We start from the raw sequence: 19685 nt of genomic DNA, 5'->3' as shown, positions 1-19685 counted from the left end.
GGCAGGTTCCCTTGCTCCTGGCACCCATCGTGCATTCCATGAACCGCCGTGAGGCGGACCGTATGGGCACAATCCATCAGCAGGATCCAAGATCATTCTTGGATGCCTCGTCAGGGTGGGATGCGCGTAGTCAGTGCACAAACAGCACACTGCTCTGTCAATGTTACTACAAGGCGGCCCTGGCGACTTACCACTTTCCTTCCCCCACAGGCCCGGCTTTTCGGTGCACCCCTCACATTTGCCCATGCTCCCCTCGCGGACAGTCCACTCTCGGCGCACGCTAGGTAAATGCACCTCACCTTCAGTCACTTGCCACTTCTTCTCAGCACATTGCTGGGGCTGGTCTTCTTGCCGGGATCCGCGCCAGCCACTCCGGCAGTTTCACTCGATCCCTTTTCAAGTACGACGTCGGCCACTCCCCTCCCGTCAACCCTCGCCTGGGGTTGGCCACTAGTGGGTAAGCCGTTAGTGGTGCGCGCTTTTGACCCGCCTGCCCAGCCCTGGTTGGCGGGCCATCGGGGCGTGGATTTAGCCGCCGTCCAAGGATCAGCGGTGCTGGCGCCAGCATCAGGAGTGGTGACCTTCGCCGGCGTCGTAGTTGATAGGTCAGTAGTGACCGTTGCGGTGAACAACGGCTTGCGGCTAAGTTTTGAGCCCGTAACCACATCCCTCAAAACCGGTGACTCCGTTGCACGCGGACAGGTGATCGGCCAGGTGGAGGGGCCCACGCATTGCGACGGATCCGTGACTCTGTCGTGCCTCCACTGGGGCGTTCGCCGCGGGGACCAGTACCTCAATCCCCTTCAGTTCATCCTCGATCTGCGCCCATCCGTATTGCTGCCATTGATCGACTGAGCATCGCCGCACGACTCATGATCAACAGACTAGACGTCGCACAATTGCGGCTCCTTACGCACTGGAACGTAGATGAGTATGGCGCCAGTTGCTCACTGGCGCCATACTCATCTACGTTCTATTTCTGCGTTCTATTTAATTCGCATAAACACTGCCGTCGGGCTATACGATGGCGGAGATTCCGGTGATGGCGCGTCCGGCAACCAACGTGTTGATCTCGTAGGTGCCTTCGTAGGAGTAGATGGCCTCGGAGTCTGCGAAGATCTTGGCGATTTCGTAGTCGGTAACAATGCCATTGCCGCCGAAGAGGCTGCGACCCATCGCAACCGTCTCGCGCATGCGTGCCGTGGTGAAGGCTTTGGCGAGTGCAGATTGCTCGTCTTTAGCCTGACCAAGGTCTTCCAGCTGTGAGAGCCGGACCATCATGCCGGTGGAAGCGACAATGTTGCCCAACATCTTCACCAGCTGATCCTGCACCATCTGGAAGGAAGCGATGGGGCGGCCAAATTGTTCGCGTTCAATGGCGTAGCGGCGGGTCACATCAAAGGCGGCCAGCTGCTGACCGACTGCCTGCCATGCAACGGCCAGACGGGTGACCTTGAGAACCTTATTGGTATCGCGGAAGCTGTTGCCACCAGCCAGCTTGAAATCGTGCGGGACCACCACGTTCTCTAGAACAATGTCTGCGTTCTGGACGGTGCGCAATGCCGTCTTATTTTCGATCTTCGTGGCACTGTAGCCCTCGAGCGTGGTGTCCACCATGAAGGCCTTGACCTGGTTATCGGCCACGTCGCGAGCGTAAATGACTACCCAGTCGGAGAACGTAGCGTTGCCGATCCAGCGCTTGGCGCCGTTGAGGATCCAGTTGTCGCCGTCACGCACAGCAGTGGTTCGGGTTCCGCCGGCCACATCAGACCCACCCAGGGGTTCGGTCAGTCCGAACGCGCCAATTTTCTTCAATGCGTAAATGTCCGGAAGCCAAGCAGCTTTTTGCTCTTCGGAGGCCAGCGCTTCAATTGAGCCAGTGAACAGTCCGTCATGGACGCCCATGAACGTTGCAATCGAGGCGTCGGCGCGGGTGAATTCTGCATGCGCCAATCCAGCAAAGAGGCTTGAATATCCCTGGCGGTGAACGGGACTCATCATGTCAAACTGGGCCAACTTGGGGATGATCTCCATGGGGAATTCACCGCGGTTCCAGCAGTCTGTGGCAATCGGCTTGACTTCCTTGGCCAAGAATTCACGGAGTTCCTGCAAGCGTCCGCGTTCCTTCTCGGAGAGCAGCTGCTCAAATCCATAGAAGTCACCATCGGCGTAGGGGAGGTTGTTAATATCTACTGCAGCCTTGGGCACGGAAATTCCTTTGCTTGTTCTCATCGGTAAACACCAGCTGTTCGGCGGAAAACCAAACTTGTTACTGATGAGTAACTTACCGTATCTGATGTGGCACAGGCAACACGGAGGCGGCGTCAGAGCCGAGATTCCCACCAAAACTCTGGGTTAGCGGCCAAAACTCTCACCAAAACGAAAAAGCCGCAGGCCAGTTCCTCCCGAAAGAGTCTCTGACCTGCGGCTCTACATGTAGGGCCACTCGGACTTGAACCGAGGACCTTAGGATTATGAGTCCAAGCCTGCCCGCCCGCCCCACACCGCATCACGTCAGGCACCCGCCAGAACACGCGGAACTTCCACCCCCGCCAACCGCCCCATACCTGCAGGAACCGACACCAACGACCACCAAAACGACCACCAAAATTCTGATAGCACCCAAGTTCTTGCCAACTCTCCGAGTAGTCAGTTTGATCTAGCGCCAGTCCACCAACTGCAGCTTTGATAACATCAGCGCATGACTGCAACCCCGCCCGCTAAATCTGCTGTACGTAGAGCAGGAAGCAACCTACGTAGATTTAAGACTGGCGAGTGCACTCCTGAACAGTTCGATGAAGCACTGAAGACAGTCATTGGGTTTCGCGCCCAGTTCTCCGAACCCCTTGTCGTCGTGCAGACAGAGCTGAGACGAATCCATGAAGCACTAAACATGCAGGGGGAGCCATCTCAGCAAGTCACCCAGCGACTAAAGAAGCTTGCGACAATTCTGGATAAGCTCACCAGAGAATCTGGTCTCGATCTTTCGCGAATGCAGGATATCGGAGGCTGCCGAATGGTGGTGGAAACACTCCCCCACCTGCGTCTTGTGGAAGAAGAGGTAAGGCGTTCTTGGGGTGACAATCTTGGGCACGTCAAGGACTACATCGAATCGCCTAGAGATTCTGGCTATCGGGCAGTTCATATGATTGTCAAAGAGAACGGCTTCCAGATCGAGATCCAGTTGCGCACTGAAGCGATGCATAGTTGGGCCGTCCTAGTTGAAGCTTTTTCGGGTGTCGCTGGTGAGAACTTCAAACAAGACGGAGGCCACCTGATTCAGGACTTCCTGCGATTAATGTCAGAGCATGCAGCACTTTCAGAGACCGGCGTCACCGTCTCACAGAGCCAGCTTGACAGGATGCATACACTTAGGAATGAGGTCATTGAGTACCTCGACGCTTCTAATGAAGCCTGAAAGGACCAACCATGAGTGCAATTCAACACTTCCTACTGGTGTTCGACCACCGGACCAACAAGCTCATTGAACAGAAAAGCTTCGGCACTGATTCACATGCAGCTACACAAAAGTATGGCGAGATGGAGCAGATCTACAGAGACTCCCATGCGATCGACATCGTTCTGGTCGGCTCCGACTCGATCGAAACAGTCAAAGTCACGCACGCCAACTACTTCACCGGCGAATCAGTGAAGATGGTCAAGGACGCACTCAGCGGTTTCGCTGTCGCTTAGCCCTTCTCCCAAAATCAAAGCAGCTCCCCTTCTGTCTCCGTCAGGACACAGAAGGGGAGCTGCTTTTATTTGTCCAGGAGACTTCCCCGTTTGGCAATAGACAATGCTTGTCGGTACCTGCCCGTATTGTGCCAATCATGGCCAGTATGGAAGTAATGATGTGTGAGTCGGGGCCGGTTTCCTTCGTGCGCGACGGGCGTACCTGGAACGTCGGAGTGAAGCCGGTCGGTTGGTTTGAGCGCGTGGATTGGTGGAAGACGGCCAGAAGAATCCCGCGACTCGTGGACGTGCAGGTGTGGCAGGTGCAAGCCCGCATAGGCCACAACGTAAGGAGCCCGCTGGTCACCTTTGAGCTGGTCTTGGGTCAAGACCGGGAAACATGGACGTGCCGATCCATGAGCGCAGTCGCTGCGTGAGCCGGCCTGTTCCCGAGGTTCGCGCCTAGTCAGGGTGAGGCCCGGGCGGTAAGCTGCGGACATGAGTAGCGTAATTATGAAATGTCCAGTGACCGACAAGTATGTACCAACAGGGGTAGGGATGGATGCAATATCCTTCCAGAGCGCCTCGATGTCCAACAACAGCAGCGGGTGCGACGCCTGCGGCGGGAGTCATGTTTGGTCCGACGTCGATGTCGCTCTAGATAACTAGATCCGCCAATAAAAAAGCGCCCCACCCGGCTCCGTGAAGGAACTAGGTGGGGCGCTTCTTTATGCGATGTTCAGGCTCGGTGGTCGGGTCCATCGTCAGCGGCGGGCTGGCCGCGTTGTTCAAGGATGGTCGAGTACCAGCGCATGATCGTGGTGTACGCGAGCTGTTGTGCGCCGTAGACCATCAGGATCATGGTGATCACGTCCATGCCCTGGGTGATGCTGCCCGTCAGGAAGAGATAGGCAAGGGCGAGAACGGTGGACACGAGGATCGGGACACCCACCTTGACGCTCTTGGTCCAAGATTCATTCTTGGCGCGGGAGATCGCCAGCGGGGACGCCACGGTGAGCAGTGCCAGGATGACGGTGGAGAGAGTGTCGAGGTGTTCCATTCAGAGGCTCCTTGAGAAGATGTCGAGTACGACGGCGGCGCCGGCCACGAGGGTATTACAGATGTAGATGAGGGCGGCCCACACCGCGGCGGCCGGGACCACGAGGGCCCCCGCCACTACGAGCATGTTGGGCTTGGCACTCATCGGAGGCGAAGCGTCTGGCCGGCCTGGATGTAATCCGGATTCGCCAGACCATTGATCTGCGCGAGCTTCTGCCACGTGGTGCCATTCGCGTCGGCGATGCTGGACAGGCTGTCGCCGGCCCGCACAGTGTACGTCGCGGGCTTCGCGGGTGCCGCGCCGCCCGTGACCTTGATGACCTGGCCTGCGTTGATCCGGTCCGGGTTGGAGATGCCGTTGATGCGGGCAAGCTCCGTGTAGGTCGTCCCGTACCGGGCAGCGATCCCCGACAGCGAGTCCCCAGCCTTGATGGTGTACGTGCCGGACGTAGCAGGCTTGGTAGGCGCAGGGGCGGGCTTCACAGGAGCGGGCTTGGGCTTCACCGCGGACGGCGGTGCGGTCACGACACCGTTCTTTGCGGCGTACTTGCGCCACGCTGCCTTGTCGCCGTAGAAGACATTCAGGTCAAGGTCACCATTCCAGCCAGGAAGGCGACCGGCTGAGGTGTACTGCCACGCCATCATGCTCTCGCCCCAATACGGCGGAGACTGTCGATCAGGGATGGTGTATCCGGCAGGCTGGTTCAGCAGCGGGTACCAAGCGCCCCACAAGCCGATGTTCGCATCGACGTGCGACTGCCAGTTGTACTTGGCCAGCAAGTGCCAGTAGGTGTAGGTCACTGGGCGGACCCCGGTCAAGCGCAGGAACTCGTCACTGAACTGCTTGGACAAAGCCACCATGTTCGGGTGATCAGTCTCGGCGTCCGTGAAGAACACGGTCTTGCCGTCCTGGTACCCCTTGGTGATCCCAGCCCAGAACCGGGCCTCGGTGATCGGGTCATTGCGGAAGTAATGGTAAACACCTACTTCCTTGCCGGCTGCCACAGCGGCTTGGTACTGCTTGTCAGCCTCAGGGTTCACGAAGCTACCATCGGAGGTCCCGATGATGACGAAGTCGGCTGGCACGGTTTTCAGGTCGATGCCCGCCTGATAGCGGCTGATGTCAATTCCGTTGAGAGTCATGCTGTCCCCTTCCAGAGGGCATAGAAAAAGCCACCCGGTCAGGTGGCTTGTGGTGGTTCTGCAGTGCGGTCTCGTGGCCGCGTATACCGCTCGTGAAGATCTTTGATCTTGGCGGATTGGCCTTCTTGAACTTCTTCGATGCGTTTGACGGCGTCCTTGAGACTGGATCCATGATTGGTCTTCACCTCATGCTCAATGTGAGCTACACGCTCCATGAGTCCCGGCCGCCCGGGCACCCCGGGTCGGTCGGGTTCGCCGGCCACGTCATCCACAAAGTGACTGACCTTCCTCACGAACGGCCAAAACACTTTGATAAGCCAGATGACCGCGCCGATCAGCATGCCGATCACGGTTGTTATCAGATACGGGAGCCAGTCAGGCATCCGTCACCACCCTAGGGAGGGTTGGCCAGATCCCGGTCATGATCCGTACCTTGCTGCGAGGGTCTGGTAGAGGGCGTCTCGCTGGGCTTGGGTTGCGGCGTAGGGCAGTATGGCGAATCGGTTGATGTCGATGGCCATGAACGCGGTCGAGTTGGGATCAGTTCCGAATCCGATCAGGGAGCTGCCGTTTGTTCCAGCCGCCTGACCTGCGCGGTCGTTTCCGTCCACACTCAACGCCGAGCTGTTTCCATTGAACGAGGCAACGAGTATGTGCTGGTTCGTGTTAGCTAGCAGCCCGGGAGGCCCGTATGCACCGCCTGTTCCGGCGAATGCGAGCCAGTTGCTGGTCGAGTTGGTGCCAAGTGTGGCGCCACCTGTTTTGAGGTAGGTGGTCGGGTTCAGTACACGAATCCTGCCTACCAGGACCATGGTCATGGGCTGAGGGGTCACTACCTTGGCCAGCATGGCGTCTGAGGTGCCATTGAAGCGCACGACCCTGCCGTTAGCGCCGTCATCCACAACCGTGGGCTGTGTGTAGTTTGCTCGGGTGGGTGCTGCCAATCCGTTGATGAGGTCGTACCAGACCGGCAACGGGCCCAAGGGGAGGTTGTCAGCGGCAAAGTCAACAACGGCTCCAGCTAGGGGCCGGGTGTAGCTGAGGTTGATGCGGGGCCGGGTCGTGTCACCGTAGGAGGTGAGGCCAGAAATAACTTTTGCGGGCATGGGTTATACCCATCCTCTCGTGGTCAGGTAAGGCGCGAATTGTTTCTCAGCGAGCAGTCGGGCTGTGGCCTTGTTGTAGTGGGTGCCGCCATCACCCGGAGCGGCGATGGACGACGGCCACGTGTCCCCAGCCATCGCGGCCAAGTCATCCGTGGTTGGAGTGATGCCCTGGTCGTAGATGGCTTGTGTGACCAGGTAGTGGCGAATGTCCAGAAACCGGGGCCCGTAGAGTTCCTTGAGCTGGTCGTTGATGGCCGTTACGAGGACGTAATTTCCGGTTCCGGTTGTTTCCGTGGTCTTGGTGATCGTTCCCACGACAATGACTGCCTTCAAGTCCACTGACAGGTGGTCGACAATCTTCTTCGTGGAGTTCACCACGTGGTCGATGACGTTGCCGTCCCCGCCTGTGATGCCGTACGTGACATCATTGCGGCCAAGGAACAGGATCAGCGTGTCAAGCTGGTGCACATCCCAACTAGGGGCCAGAGCCACGATGCCTGGGGCTGCCGTGGCGGACCCCGCTGTGGTGCGGGTAAACGTCATGGCCCCGCCTGTGGTGCGGTCCACTGTGCCCGGAATGCCTGCAAGAGATCCCGGCAAGGAGCGGGCGCTACCGGGCACCCAGCCAATAGATGCGCTCGTGGTGACCGATACGGGACCCGATGCTGGGATGCTTCCACCGGCTACCGCGAGAGGCAGGGGAATCGCGCCGAGTAGGATACCGATCTCATCAGTAGCCCACCCAGCAATGGCACGGTTGAAAACCGTCACCCCGGATGTGACCAGTGTTTGCAGAACGCCCGGCCACGATTCGCCTTGGGTCCAGTTACCAGAAACGTTGTCAAAGCCCCGCGTGAGGGAGTCGCCCACGCAGGCCACTCGGAGCCTGCTGGAACGCGTATACCCGAGCGCATCATTGGCCGCCTGTAGGGACGTGACTCCACCCGCGAAGTTGCCGTCAGGGATGACGACCGTCCCACTGTCTGTGATGCCGAGGGCAAGATAGCCTTCCTTATCGGTGAACACGTGCTGCCAGCCCGGTGCATCAGCCGGACGAAACGCCATTCCTGTCTCACCCTGCACTAGCAGCTGGGATTCTAGATTGAAGTCACCGTCAGCGGTCGCACCGGCAGCAACATACCCGGCATCATCTGTCAGTGCGATCGCATAGTTCACCTCGTCAGGCGCAATGCGCAGGGCACCAGGATCATCCGCACCCAACAAGTCGGATAGCCCGATAGTCTTCTTGGCCGCCTCAATGGCCGCAGCCACCGTCACTTCCGAAGCATCGCCAGGGTCGCCCTTGGTAATGATCCGGTCCGGCTTCACTTCGGCGATGTTGTCCGAGACGGTGCCACCATTACTAGGAACGACAAGCACCCAATCCGGAGTGTCTAACGACTGGTAATTCCCGCCAGTATCGAGCCACTCAATCTTGATGTTGTACCAAACCTGCGGAACAAGCCCAGCCGTCACCTCAAGGTCGATAGAGAAAAGCCCTGAGCTGTCAGGGATCGCCCAACGCGGATCTGTCGGGAAAATGTATCCGCCACGCGTGCCCACGTCCGAGGGGAAGAAGCCGATCCGGACCTGCTTCCCGGACATAGAGCCGCGAGAGAAATCCCGCAGTGTTCCGGTCATTGTGGCAGTAGCCATGTGCGCCTCCTGAGGGCATGAAAAAACCGCCCATGTCAGGCGGTCAAAGTTGGTCGGGGCTAGGGTGTGGTGGCCGTGTCGAGTAGCGCGGTGAGCTTGGTAATCTGTGCCTCACGCTCTTTCACGTTGGCTCGTTGCACGACTGCGTCCCACTCAGCATCAGCGAGACGCTGCTTGTACTCGGCATGAACTGCTTGGTGGATCGCTTCAATGTCGGGGTTCATGGTTGCTCCTCAGGTCTCAACATCGTTAGAAGTTGTATAGGATGTGACGGTGCGACAGGGTGTCGCGCCGCCATTTCACGCATGTCATAGTTGGGGTCAGAAATTGCCAGAAGAAAAAGACATCAAAAACGTCGCCGACAAGCTCGAAAAATGGGCGCTGGCTCAACCTGAGCCCGTCAGCGCATATCGGCTCGCCGCCGCTGCCGCACTGATTGCGACGGATGAAGCTAACGCTCGGATGTGGAACAGGTACGACTGACATCTCCTTGAAAATCCGTGTAGGTCCACTGCACGGATTACGCCTTGTAGTAGAGGCGTTTACTGGTCGCGTCGTAGTACACATTGGCCGCTGAGGTGGTGGATGGAAGATTCGGGATCTGGATATTGGGACCGTTGAATTTGACTACCGGGGCTGCTAGTTCAACGGCGATGGCGTCGTTGATGAGCATCCCGAATGTGGTGCTGCGGCTGATTGCCCCGCCTGTGAAGTTCAACTGACCCCCTGCGATTGGCTCAATCGTAAGGGCACCAACCTTGATCTTCCCGCCTGTGGTCACGTTCAGATCGTTCTTGAGTGTGGTCACACCTTCGACGGAGAGTGTGCCCTTGGTGGCCATCGCACCGGTTACGTCGAGTGTGCCCGATACGGTGGTGTTGCCCTGCAGTTTGGTTAGACCTGTCACAGTGAACGCGCCGCCAACGTCCGTCTTGCCGTTGAGCTTCGTGTCACCAGTGACGGTGAATGCCCCGCCAACATCTGTGACTCCGTTCAACTTGGTTGGCCCCGTGACCGTGAAGGCGCCAGTCACAGATGTTGTTCCCTGAATGGTCAACGCGCCTGTGATCCCAGTGGGACCGGCAATCGTCAGGGCCCCGCTGAAAGTGGTTGTGCCGGACTGGTTGAATGAACCCTGCCAGCCGAACGACCCACCGCCAGTGAGTGAACCGTTGACGATGATTGAGCCATTGCTGACGTTGATTGTGCCGCCGTCGTACACCTCGATGCCGCCGGATCCGATCGCGGAGTTGTTCATGGGGGATCCGGCTTCAAGCTGACGGAGGCGGCGCAGGATGTCTTGGAGCTGACTGCTGTCCAGGTTATGGATGATGCCCATGGTCATGCCCCTATCTGCTGGAATTGGAGAGAAACGTCAGGTGAGCTCAGGCTGCCGGAGAATTGGATCAGCCGCAGCGTCGTCCACCCCACCGGTAAGACAGGGTCCGCTGTGGAGTAAATACGGATCTGATCGCCCAGGCGAAGGTCTGACACGCGGGGCATGGCCAAGGTGACGACGCTGTCTTGATTCGCTCCGTCTTTGAAGATGTCCATGGACCATTGCTCGGTCGGCCGCGACAAAGCCCGGATGCGTTCCTGTGCGTGCTTGGACAAAGTCTCCGCGACCTTCACCGTCTTGTAAGGCTCGGTGCGCTCCATGGCCGGGATGGCCGGATCCAGATTTGGGTGGGACCGTACGAGCATGTTCTTCTCGGAACCTTCGCCCAATGAGTACGCGTTGGTCGTCATCCGGTCAGTGGTCGTCTTGCGCTTCACCCCGGACACAGGCGACTCCGGAGCGTCAAGGTTGATCTCCCATACCTTGCCCGATGTCATGCCCTCACCCATGCGAACGTTGTACTCGAGGCGGTCACTGGTAGACCAGCGCGGCTCAAAGTCCACATCCGGCCCACCATCAACCTCCATCAGCTCACGGATAGCATCAGCAATGTACTGGTACGAATACCCGAAGTACTTCCGCGCCTCAGCCCCAGACACATCGGCGGGTAGTGCCAGCGGCAGCGCGTACCAAGACCTGTCCGGCCAGACAGCCTCCTGCAAGAGCCGCTTGATAATAGTTCCCAGAGACAATCCCGTCCAAGACAGGATCGTCTTCTCAGAGTTATTCGGCCCGTGATCAATGGCCAAACGCAATGCCAGCAACCACCACAGGTCATCGTGGCCGAGGGTGAGTGTTCCGGCGTCCTTGTCATAGTCCGTGCTGGTGATGATCCCGGCCGCTACAACCTTCTTGTCTGCCTCATAGACGAGGGTGTGCTGCACTTCTTTGATATCCCGCGGTTTGATGAACTTGGGAACGTCAGGATCATTGACCAGGACTGTGGTTGAGCCGCCAGCGCCCCCGTTTAGGACCCGCGCCCAGGTCATGTCATCGGAGGGCAGCAGCCCGATCTTTGCGCCTGTGATCGTGTCACAAATCCAGACCCTCTCTTCGACTATCAAAAGGGCCTCCTAGCTGTACGTGTCGGTGACATAGGCTGTGGCTGTGCCACTGCCGGTTGTGATTGCCGTGAGTCGCACGGGGACTTGGGCTGCTTGGAAGATCCGATAAATGCCAGCCTCAGCCACCCCCAGTGACACGTAACTGGACCCGACTTTCAGGGAGCCGTTGCGCATGTCGATGGTGTGCGGTGTGCCCGACGTCAGCGCACGGGTAACCCGGAATGTTGTGCCGCCCGCCGTGGCGAACTCGTACCCGCCAGGCATGCTGCCGCTGACCACGACCACCGGGTATGCCGAAGCGTTCCCGCGCTGGAAGGTGGTTACCAGTGAGCCGCCGGACGGGATTGTGAAGGATCGCGTCTCCCCGTACTTGTTCGAGTCGACCGCTTCCAACCGCAGCTGGTACGAGGCCAGCGTGTCCGTGATCGATTCCATTTCGGTGCCGTCATCCCACTTCACGTCAGCCCACCGCGTGCTGCCATGCCCAGCCACGATGAGGCGACCGCCGCCAAGCTGATCACCCACCACCGGGCCGGAGCCCAGCAGTAGCCCGTTGACACGGTCCATCCACTCATGCAGGTCATCGTGCGACTTAGCCTCCATCAACCCCGTCACGGTGACGATGCGCGTGTCGTTGAACTTCGGCAAAGAGACGCTGCCATGCGATGTCGCCCGGCTAGACGAGGCACCCTTCGATTTCGGGCGCCCCATCCAGCCGTCCAGCCGGGCGCTGCACGTCCCGTAACGGGTACGCCCGGCGAACTCCAACCCGTCAAGCATGATGCTCTCGCGGCTCAAATCCTCACCCCCGCCTTCTGGAACTTGTAGGTGATCTTGTCCTCCACCGCACGGGCAACCGCGGCCGCATCGGTAGCACCATAGATAGTGATGCCACCAAGGTTGATGTCGCCACCACCACTGCCGCTACTGGACCCAGCACTGCCCGTGTTGGCCACCCGGGTCATGGGCGCCGAGTAGCCCGACCCCGTAGCCTTCGCAGGCGCCGCAAATCCGCGAGCGCCGAGCATGTCGTCTATGTCGAGTCCGTCGTTGATTGCTTTGAGCCAGTGGTCGTTCTTCTTGGATTGTGGTTCGTTGATGACCCATTCTTCGGAGCGGAGTCCGAATGGTTTTCCGTTGATCATTGCGAGGACGTTGTCTCCGTGTGAGTTGCGTGGTGCGACTCCTGGTACTTTTCCGCCACCTGCGAGGCCGGCTAGGGAGCCGACGAGGCCGCCTGTGTATCCGCCTTGGGTGAGTCCGCCTCGTCCGCCGGGGCCCTCTGCAATGTGGTTCTCAGCGGCCATGTTGATGACACGGTTTGTTGTGGTGTTGACGTAGTCAATTTCGACTCGCCGGGGGATGTTGTCGAGTGCGGCTTTTGTCTTCTCGGCTTCGGCCCTGGCTGCGTCGGCCATCCACGTCTCGATCTTGACGTCTTTGGGGACTTTCAACGTTTCACGGGTCAGGGCGATTGCTTCGTCTTTGCCTTTCCCCATGGCCATGTAGGCGTTGACCATGTCTGTGTAGGTGTTCTTCAGCGCCTCTTGGACAGCTGCTTGGGCCTCGGTGTTGCTGGCGTAGGCTTCCGTGTCTTGGGCGATTGTTTGGGCTGAGGCGATGCCTGCCTTGGCGATGGCATCGATGGCTGCCTCATTTTCACGGCCGGCTGCCGTGTTGATGTCGAGGTTCTGCCCGTTCTTGGCGAGGGTTTCACTGAAGGAGTCCAATGTTTCCTGGTAGCCACGTGCTGCGTCTCTTGAAGACAGGGTCAGAAGACCCGCTGATACTAGTGACTTTGTGAAGTCATCCAGGTTCGTGATCGCGCCCTGGGCAGATACGCCAAGATCTTCCAGCTCAGCCGATAAGACTTCTGACTGCTTGGCGGCTTCCTCGGTTGACGCGGCGGTCTGTTCCTGTGCTGCCTGCACTTTCGCCAGGCGAGCCGGGATCTTTCCGGCCGCCAGCTCAAGCAACTCGAACGGATCCAAGGACAGGCCGGCCGCGTTCCCAATACCCCGCAGCGCTTCCTCATACCCGGGCAAGTGGTCGAGTGCATCCTGGGCATCGGACCCGTTCTTCACAAACTCCTCAGACAAAGCATTGAAGGACTTGGCTGCAGCGTCCATGCCGCCGTTCTTAGCCAGAGCCCCCATCGAATCGCCAACCTGCTTGAGACGATCATCAACCTGAGTCGTCTCAGACTTAGCAAGCCCCGTCCATCCGAACGCCGCATCAGCCCACCTGTCGATTCCATCGGCAGACTCTGGATTGGTGATGCGCTCAATGGCGTCGGCAACGCTGTTTACGTCCGGGGCAATGTCTTTGCCAGCGAACTTTCCGAAGTCAGAGAAAACAGCATCGAGACCAGTCGCACTACCGTCAGCCGCGTTCGCTACTTTGAGTAGGGCTGAAGTCATTTCTTCCAAGCCGATGATCCGCTTCTGGTAAGCGACGGCATTGAAAATCTCGAAGGCCAGCAGAGCGGCCGTAGCAATTCCTACGCCCTTACCCACTCGGCCCATGACTCCGGGAATTCGAGACCCTTCACGGAAAACGCCACGGAAGTTCTGCACAGTACCGACCAGGGCCGGAACCATTTTCAGGAAGCCGCCAGCCAGCAGCGCCACGCCGCCCACCGTAGCGGCCATGGCCATGCCGGTATCCATGACAGGCTTGGGAATTTTGCCCATCATGTCCACAAGATCCTCAGCGCTCTGGACAACTCCACGCAGAGACTGGGCGGCACCCTCACCACCCTTGATCAACACGGTATCGAAGGAGCCGCCGAGCTTCTCAAGATCGCCAGCCAGGTTGTCCTGCTTGATGGCAGCCGTCTGGGCAGCGAACCCGGTTTCATTGACGGCGTCAATCCATCCCTGCACACCAGTGGCACCCTGCTCGTAGAGCACGTTCGCGGCCCGCACAGCATCAGAACCGAACATGACGCCCATCGCAGCATTGCGGGACTCTGAGTCCAGATCCTTCATGGAGTTCTGCAGCTTGCCCGAGTAGGCAGCGAGGCCAATGAACTCACCCTGGGAGTCGTAGGCGCTCAACCCAAGAGCGTCCATCTGCTTCTGGGCTTCCTTCGACTGAGGCGTCAGCCGCTGCAGCATTGACTTGAAGCTAGTTCCCGCGTCGGACCCCACGAGGCCGGCCGAAGCGAAAGCAGCGAGCCCGCCTGTGGTTTCCTCAATCGAGAGACCAGTGGACGACGCCACCAGGCCAGCCTGCTTGAGAGCCGCGCCCATGTCGGACACAGAGCCCTGCGCCTTACCCGCGCCAGCCGCCAACAAATCAGCAACATGCGGAATATCCTGCCCGGACAATTTGAACTGTGTCAGCGCGGTGGCCGCGATTTCCGCAGCCTCACCCACACCCAAAGACCCAGCCGCAGCCAAAGACAACGCACCAGTCAAACCGCCAGCGAGCACATCCTTTGTCGAGACACCAGCCTTAGCCAGCTCATCGATGCCCTGCGCTGCCTCCTTTGCCGAGAACGCCGTATCAGCACCCGCAACAATGGCCGCCTCGCGCAGCAAGTCCATGTTGCCCGTGGTCTCATGCGTAGACGCCTTGACCTCAGACATTGCCTGGTCAAACTCGGCATACTTGGCGATCGCCAACCCAACGCCGGCAACAATGGTTCCACCCATCAACATCGCAGTCCGACCCGTGGCCTCCATGGATGCGCCATGACGCTCCACATACCCCTCAGCCCGGCGCCCAAAGTCCCGCGCCGCTTGCTCCGCCGTCCGCATCCCGGTCATGAACCCTTGCACGTTCGCGCCCAAGCGCACAGTAATAGACCGGTCAGCCATGAAGGCCTCCTCGCAATATGCCCGCCACAACGACGGAAGAAGATGAATTCGCGGCATTGGCCAGCGAGGCGGTGGAATCTCACAACGGCTTTACACCGGCACCTCGGAGCGCTATTCGACCAGCGATGTCCGGTACATCAACGCCCCTGGGTAGTTGCTCGTGGCCGTTCCCTCTTGAGCAACGAGGGTCGCCGTCTGGCGATGGCATCGCGTGGGTAGCTCAGTCCTGAACTTTCGCTCATTCTCAGGCGCCGTGCACTCCCCCACCGGCCCCCCACAAACAGGACACAAACTCGCCCTGTAGTCAGCGAGCGCCAGCATGTAGTTCTGCTGGGTCTCGTCCCACTCAACTTCAGGCTTAGAGGCGACCAGGCGTCCGACATCGTCATAGCCGAAGTACGTGGTGGGCTCCCAACCAAGGAATCGCTTAAGACTGATACCGAGGCTTTGAGCGGTTTCTAGCTCTCCGCGGAGGGTCGCATCTCCAGCGATGCGTTTGTGGAAAAAGGGATGTCCAGCCTGCCTCGATTCACATTGAGAACCGCAATGAAGAACTCTTCATACTGCTGATCAGTCATCTCATCCGCGAGCGCATCCCAGTCGGTGGCTGCGTTGAATTCGACAGGCTCCCCGTTCTGCGTGGCGCTGACGATTGAGGCAGGGATTGATTTGCCAGCGACTGCTGTGGCGTTGAAGCCGTAGGACTTGTCGGTGGGAGTGTCGTCACGTTCCGGGTTCTCCGTGATCAGGTCCGCCCACTCGGTACGTGGGAGGCCTTGGATCGTGAAGGTGACGGTCTCGGCTTTCATCTGCTCTTGCAGATCGATGACCTCTTGGGCCAGTGCCTTCACCGGGCTGTTGAGTCTGTCGTCACCGAATCGCTGCTTACGCAGGAGCGCCAGACGTGCGTCGGCTTCTTGCCAGGCGGAACGCAGGGTGCCATCTAGGCACAGGTCAACGTTCTTCTGCGGACGCTTCAACTTCAATGCCATGGTGATACTCCTAAAGACTGTGTGTGGGAAGTGGGATACCTGCCTGCCAGCGCTCCCACAAGACACTGGCAGGCAGGTAGAACATGGGGCCGGCTAAGCGACCATTGCGACGCGAGAAACGGGGCCAGTCACGAACAACTTCTGCCCGATCTTCAACACGGAGTTAGCTTCCGGGGGAAGTTCGTTGTACTGGCCCGGCTTGATCGGGTAGATCTTGACCTTGTCCGTAGATGCCAGCGGCGTTGCGTATGGCTTGCCTGTGCGGATCAGGACGAACTGCGGCGCATGCGGCACCAGCGTGTCCTTTGCCTTGTTGAACTCGGTGTCGTTCTCCGAATTCGTGTTGTCGATGTATTCGACTTCCAGAGAGTTCGTGGAACGACCAGGCTGCTCGAACGTCTCCGTGGAGCACATGCGCTCATCGGTGGTGACCTGCTCCGCCAGTGAAGGCTTCCAACCGGACACCGTCAGGTAGCAGGAGATGTCCACGGCGGATGCCGTCTCTGTCAACTTCGGCTCGTTCGCATCAGCGAACGTTGATACAAGCAACACAAGCGCGTTGCCGTCTGCCGGGGTACTGGGAATTTCAGTCATTACGACTCCTTCTTGTGGTTGATGCAATGCTTTGGTCGGCGCGCCACCACTGATGCGGGGTAACGCTTGTCTTTCACTAGGACGAACACGCCGTCACGGATACGAGAATCCGTCTCCGGCACGTCGAATCTGTGCCCGGTCGCCCGGTCACGAACCCAAACGAACATGTATGGCTCCTTGCTTTGGGCAATAAAAAAGCCCTCACAAGAGGGCATGAGATACAGCATCGAAATTCACTAGGGCGGAGGGGAACTTGACCCCGTCACCAGAAAGTCCAGCACCGCAAACATTGGGTGAGTGTTCGTGAGTGGCAGTTTCACATCCGTATCCTCAGTCACCCACTGATCATTCGGGATGTTCTGCACGGAGCCTGTCACCCAACCAGGAGGATCAATGCGAGCCCCGTCCAACGCATCCAGCACTTGGGGCGCAATGGCCAGCACCGCGTCCAGAGACAGGCCAACAACCGTGCACCGCAACCGCGCCCCCGACAACAACCGCCGTCGAGCCTGCGAGCGCTCCAAGGTGTCTGGAATGTTCGCTGACACAAGGACGTAAGGGAACTCTGGCCCAGCCGGGACCGTGCCCCTGTATACCTTCAGGCCCGGTGGCAGCAACGCCACCATCGCATCTGTCAGCGCCTTCACAGCTGGTCCTCCCACTGACCCGGCAGCTGTTCCAGAAACTCCAAAGTGCGTGGCGCTTCAAGGTTCAGCTGCTTGTCCAGATCCCCGGAACCGCCACCACGTGAAGTACCGAAGTAGTAGATGTTTCCCAGGGCGCCACCTCGCAGTGACTTATCCGGGCCGATCTCGTACTGCGCCCGGCCCATCCCATAGCGTGAGTCATAGGTGATGGACCCCGCCAACGGTTCGAAGTGCTGCGAGGCGCTGGCATCGGCGGCCATGCCCTCCTTGATGTTCTGCGCCCCCTTCTTCAGGACCGCATCAACATCAGGAAGAGCCCGTGCCGCGATCCGCCCCAACCCGTTAGCCACGGCCGAAACCTCAGAGATATCCATATCGAAGCTCATGCCGTCACCTGCTTCACTCTGATTCGCTGGGCCGAAGGATAGGACTTCTCATAAACCTCAGCCATCCTGTAGATATTGCCGACCAGGTGCGGGGTCTTGAGAGAAGAAGTCAGCGTCGCTACGTCATCAACTGCGAAGGGACCTGCAGAAACTGGAAGATCCAATCTGCCATCCTGGACGATGAAAACGTGGCCGCCGGCCACTGGCCCTCCGCCTTGGGCAATAGTCTGTTGGACTTTGCATCGGCCTGGGTTGCCGTCCGCAATCTCGGCCGGCGTCGGGTAGACCCGAGTCTTGGGTGTCGTGACTACGCCCGCAGCATCCGTTACCGGGACGCCTGGACGGTCAATGACACAGGTATCGAACATGACCGACTCGGCGTCCTCGCGGGCCTCGTCAATATCGTCAGGGTCGAATAGCTCCACAGCTACCCTCCCAACGACACAACATAGGCCCCATACTCCGGAGCTTCCGACACCGGCTTAGGATTCAGCAGCCCGTGCTCGTACTCACTGACATACATCTCACCCGTTGAGATGCTCGTATCGAGAGTCTGAGACTTCGACCAGTCATCCACTGCCCGGGACTGCTGACGCGCACTGTCCGGGTTCTTCAACACCCGGATGATCATGGAGACCATCACGGACTTCACAGTGGCTGTGGCCACCAGCTGGGGAGCCGCTTCCAGCTTGGCCACAATGTCCGCAGTGTCAGCGACTACCCGAGTCCAAGCAGTCGCTGACTTACTCGCAATCGTGTTGGACTCGCGAGGCTTGAGAGGACGCCATTCATTCTCGATGTCCTGCGCAGTAATGACTATCGGCTCCATGGCGCCCCTCCCCTGCTATTCCTGGACCGTGGCGTTTTGCTCGCCAGTATCGATGTTCCGGACAATGGTGACCACTTTGCCGTCCGGACGCTTGGCCTCGAACGTTTCCATCCGCACCTTCGGCTTGCCACCACGACCGCGAGCGCCCGAGGGAGGCTTTGCAGCTTCCGTCTTCGCCTCAGCCTTAGCTGCCTCTGCCGCGGCTGCTTGAGCGGCAGCGAGCGCCTCGGCGGCGGCGATTTCCTCGGGGGTGGGTTCTGCTGGTTTCTTCGTTGTCTCGGCCATGCCGGGACCACCTTTCAGGTTGTTGTGCAGCTGCCCTTGCTGGCTAGCTGTTGAGGACGCCCTGCAAGCGAGCTGCAGCCTTGCCACCGAACGTGGCCACGCCGGTGTAGAACTCGATGCGGGTACGGAAGGCGGGCTTCTCCTGGAGCTGGCCAAGGTCTTCGACCTGCACGCCGCCGTTGGTCAGGCCAGTCACGGCCTGGTCACCTTCGTCGTTGCCAAACTTCACGGCGTAGATCGATGCGGCCGTACCAACGGCCGTACCAACGGTCTCGGTCTGAGGCAGAATCAAAGCCCCTGCCGCCGTGGTGCCGGCGTCGAGGAACGGAATCCCGTTCCACATCAGGACTCGCTTGCCGGTCGTGTCCTCCTTGACCATTTCGAATCCACCGATGCGTCGGCCAGCGGACTTGATCTTGGCCAGCAAGCTGGCGTTGGTGTAGATCGCGCCGTTGGAGCCATCGAGTCCGGGAACGGCACCCACCAGGGCGTCGAGCTGGTCGAAGAAGGCATGTGTATCCGTGGTGCCATTGCCCAACACAGGGATACCATTCGGGCCGGCCGTGAGCACCTGGTTCCCGATCAGGCGCTTCTTGAGCCCGTCGTAGGAGTTCACATCTACTGCCACGTCACCGTTGAAGAAGGTGTCCTGGAACTTGTAAGACGCTGCCTTGACCTTCATGGCCGTCTGCACGGCACGCTGATCGTTCAGGTTCCCGCGGGTCTTGACGATGAAGCGGTCCACGTCGGCGTCGCCACCGAGGATTGACAGCGTCTCGGACTTCTGGACTACCGTGCCAGTTGACTCGGTGTAGGAACCGTTGACTGCACGGAATTCCACACCCGGCAGTGCGCCCTCGGAGTTGTACGCGTAAGCGTTGCCCTCGATCTCCAAGAACGGGATACGGTCAAGGATCGGTGACGCCTGGATGAACGTCTCAATGACGCCCTTCTGAAGAGTGTTCTGAGACAGCTTGGCTGCCTCGACAAGAGTGATAGCCATGGTGGCTCATCCTTTCGTTGAAATGG

25 protein-coding genes and 1 tRNA gene are annotated in these 19685 nt (G+C 59.1%); 4 read left to right on the top strand and 22 right to left on the bottom strand.

Going from position 1 to position 19685, the window contains the following annotated elements; all coding sequences use genetic code 11:
- The first annotated feature begins 288 nt into the window (after nt 1-288).
- Entirely contained in the window at nt 289-855 is a 567-nt protein-coding gene (locus AB0O97_RS00865; protein WP_363878928.1) for a M23 family metallopeptidase, read from the top strand.
- A gap of 162 nt (nt 856-1017) precedes the next feature.
- On the opposite strand, the gene AB0O97_RS00860 is transcribed toward AB0O97_RS00865, so the two are convergent.
- Nucleotides 1018-2232, bottom strand: a complete 1215-nt coding sequence (locus AB0O97_RS00860; protein WP_363836583.1) for an acyl-CoA dehydrogenase family protein — start codon at nt 2230-2232, stop codon at nt 1018-1020.
- Between the two features lie 205 nt (nt 2233-2437).
- Nucleotides 2438-2525, bottom strand: a tRNA-Ile gene (locus AB0O97_RS00855).
- A 176-nt stretch (nt 2526-2701) separates the two neighbouring features.
- Between AB0O97_RS00855 and AB0O97_RS00850 the strand changes: the two genes are divergently transcribed.
- Both AB0O97_RS00850 and AB0O97_RS00845 read left to right on the top strand, forming a co-directional pair.
- The gene (locus AB0O97_RS00850) at nt 2702-3418 is read left to right on the top strand and encodes a hypothetical protein (protein WP_363878925.1); all 717 of its coding nucleotides are present in this window, start codon (nt 2702-2704) and stop codon (nt 3416-3418) included.
- Nucleotides 3419-3429: 11 nt separating this feature from the next.
- Nucleotides 3430-3693 (top strand): hypothetical protein, encoded by a 264-nt coding sequence (locus AB0O97_RS00845; RefSeq protein ID WP_363878922.1) that lies wholly within the window; start codon nt 3430-3432, stop codon nt 3691-3693.
- Nucleotides 3694-4411: 718 nt separating this feature from the next.
- Here the strand turns inward: AB0O97_RS00845 and AB0O97_RS00840 are convergent.
- Genes AB0O97_RS00840 through AB0O97_RS00810 form a run of 7 tightly spaced genes read right to left on the bottom strand, consistent with a single transcriptional unit; the run spans nt 4412 to nt 8860 of the window.
- On the bottom strand, nt 4412-4732 hold the full coding sequence (locus tag AB0O97_RS00840; RefSeq protein ID WP_363878919.1) for a hypothetical protein: 321 nt from the start codon (nt 4730-4732) through the stop codon (nt 4412-4414).
- Complete coding sequence (locus tag AB0O97_RS00835; protein ID WP_363878916.1) at nt 4733-4876, bottom strand: hypothetical protein; 144 nt, start codon at nt 4874-4876, stop codon at nt 4733-4735.
- On the bottom strand, nt 4873-5874 hold the full coding sequence (locus tag AB0O97_RS00830) for a LysM peptidoglycan-binding domain-containing protein (protein ID WP_363878913.1): 1002 nt from the start codon (nt 5872-5874) through the stop codon (nt 4873-4875). The genes AB0O97_RS00835 and AB0O97_RS00830 overlap by 4 nt, the downstream gene beginning before the upstream one ends.
- 38 nt (nt 5875-5912) lie before the next feature.
- Nucleotides 5913-6257 (bottom strand): hypothetical protein, encoded by a 345-nt coding sequence (locus AB0O97_RS00825; protein ID WP_363878910.1) that lies wholly within the window; start codon nt 6255-6257, stop codon nt 5913-5915.
- Nucleotides 6258-6293: 36 nt separating this feature from the next.
- On the bottom strand, nt 6294-6980 hold the full coding sequence (locus AB0O97_RS00820) for a hypothetical protein (protein WP_363878907.1): 687 nt from the start codon (nt 6978-6980) through the stop codon (nt 6294-6296).
- Between the two features lie 3 nt (nt 6981-6983).
- Nucleotides 6984-8636 carry a hypothetical protein gene (locus AB0O97_RS00815; RefSeq protein WP_363878904.1) on the bottom strand — a complete coding sequence of 551 codons (1653 nt, stop codon included), beginning with the start codon at nt 8634-8636 and terminating at the stop codon, nt 6984-6986.
- Between the two features lie 59 nt (nt 8637-8695).
- Nucleotides 8696-8860 (bottom strand): hypothetical protein, encoded by a 165-nt coding sequence (locus tag AB0O97_RS00810; protein WP_363878901.1) that lies wholly within the window; start codon nt 8858-8860, stop codon nt 8696-8698.
- 103 nt (nt 8861-8963) lie between these two features.
- Between AB0O97_RS00810 and AB0O97_RS00805 the strand changes: the two genes are divergently transcribed.
- Nucleotides 8964-9119 carry a hypothetical protein gene (locus AB0O97_RS00805; RefSeq protein WP_363878898.1) on the top strand — a complete coding sequence of 52 codons (156 nt, stop codon included), beginning with the start codon at nt 8964-8966 and terminating at the stop codon, nt 9117-9119.
- Between the two features lie 37 nt (nt 9120-9156).
- Here AB0O97_RS00805 and AB0O97_RS00800 read toward each other — a convergent pair whose 3' ends face one another.
- The 13 genes from AB0O97_RS00800 to AB0O97_RS00740 form a co-directional block, all read right to left on the bottom strand.
- Nucleotides 9157-9975: a hypothetical protein gene (locus AB0O97_RS00800; RefSeq protein WP_363878895.1), complete on the bottom strand. Its 819-nt coding sequence runs from the start codon at nt 9973-9975 to the stop codon at nt 9157-9159.
- 2 nt (nt 9976-9977) lie between these two features.
- Nucleotides 9978-11099 carry a hypothetical protein gene (locus AB0O97_RS00795; protein ID WP_363878893.1) on the bottom strand — a complete coding sequence of 374 codons (1122 nt, stop codon included), beginning with the start codon at nt 11097-11099 and terminating at the stop codon, nt 9978-9980.
- Nucleotides 11100-11108: 9 nt separating this feature from the next.
- Nucleotides 11109-11897, bottom strand: coding sequence for a hypothetical protein (locus AB0O97_RS00790; RefSeq protein WP_363878890.1), 789 nt, complete (start codon nt 11895-11897; stop codon nt 11109-11111).
- The gene (locus AB0O97_RS00785) at nt 11894-14923 is read right to left on the bottom strand and encodes a phage tail tape measure protein (protein WP_363878887.1); all 3030 of its coding nucleotides are present in this window, start codon (nt 14921-14923) and stop codon (nt 11894-11896) included. The genes AB0O97_RS00790 and AB0O97_RS00785 overlap by 4 nt, the downstream gene beginning before the upstream one ends.
- A gap of 458 nt (nt 14924-15381) precedes the next feature.
- Complete coding sequence (locus AB0O97_RS00780; protein ID WP_363878884.1) at nt 15382-15915, bottom strand: hypothetical protein; 534 nt, start codon at nt 15913-15915, stop codon at nt 15382-15384.
- A gap of 93 nt (nt 15916-16008) precedes the next feature.
- Nucleotides 16009-16509, bottom strand: coding sequence for a hypothetical protein (locus AB0O97_RS00775; RefSeq protein ID WP_363878881.1), 501 nt, complete (start codon nt 16507-16509; stop codon nt 16009-16011).
- The gene (locus AB0O97_RS00770; RefSeq protein ID WP_363878878.1) at nt 16509-16676 is read right to left on the bottom strand and encodes a hypothetical protein; all 168 of its coding nucleotides are present in this window, start codon (nt 16674-16676) and stop codon (nt 16509-16511) included. The genes AB0O97_RS00775 and AB0O97_RS00770 overlap by 1 nt, the downstream gene beginning before the upstream one ends.
- A gap of 69 nt (nt 16677-16745) precedes the next feature.
- Nucleotides 16746-17156, bottom strand: coding sequence for a hypothetical protein (locus AB0O97_RS00765; protein ID WP_363878875.1), 411 nt, complete (start codon nt 17154-17156; stop codon nt 16746-16748).
- Nucleotides 17153-17542: a hypothetical protein gene (locus AB0O97_RS00760; RefSeq protein ID WP_363878873.1), complete on the bottom strand. Its 390-nt coding sequence runs from the start codon at nt 17540-17542 to the stop codon at nt 17153-17155. The genes AB0O97_RS00765 and AB0O97_RS00760 overlap by 4 nt, the downstream gene beginning before the upstream one ends.
- Complete coding sequence (locus AB0O97_RS00755; RefSeq protein ID WP_363878870.1) at nt 17539-17967, bottom strand: DUF6093 family protein; 429 nt, start codon at nt 17965-17967, stop codon at nt 17539-17541. Before AB0O97_RS00755 ends, AB0O97_RS00760 begins: the two co-directional genes overlap by 4 nt.
- Before the next feature lie 2 nt (nt 17968-17969).
- The gene (locus AB0O97_RS00750; RefSeq protein WP_363878867.1) at nt 17970-18371 is read right to left on the bottom strand and encodes a hypothetical protein; all 402 of its coding nucleotides are present in this window, start codon (nt 18369-18371) and stop codon (nt 17970-17972) included.
- 15 nt (nt 18372-18386) lie between these two features.
- The gene (locus tag AB0O97_RS00745; protein ID WP_363878864.1) at nt 18387-18656 is read right to left on the bottom strand and encodes a hypothetical protein; all 270 of its coding nucleotides are present in this window, start codon (nt 18654-18656) and stop codon (nt 18387-18389) included.
- A gap of 43 nt (nt 18657-18699) precedes the next feature.
- Nucleotides 18700-19659, bottom strand: coding sequence for a major capsid protein (locus AB0O97_RS00740; RefSeq protein ID WP_363878861.1), 960 nt, complete (start codon nt 19657-19659; stop codon nt 18700-18702).
- Nucleotides 19660-19685: the final 26 nt, after the last annotated feature.

Origin of the sequence: Specibacter sp. NPDC078692 (genome assembly GCF_040686835.1) — a bacterium.
Lineage (GTDB): Bacteria > Actinomycetota > Actinomycetes > Actinomycetales > Micrococcaceae > Specibacter.
The sequence above is the reverse complement of the archived record's forward strand: the minus strand, read 5'-3'. Positions and strand labels throughout refer to the sequence as shown.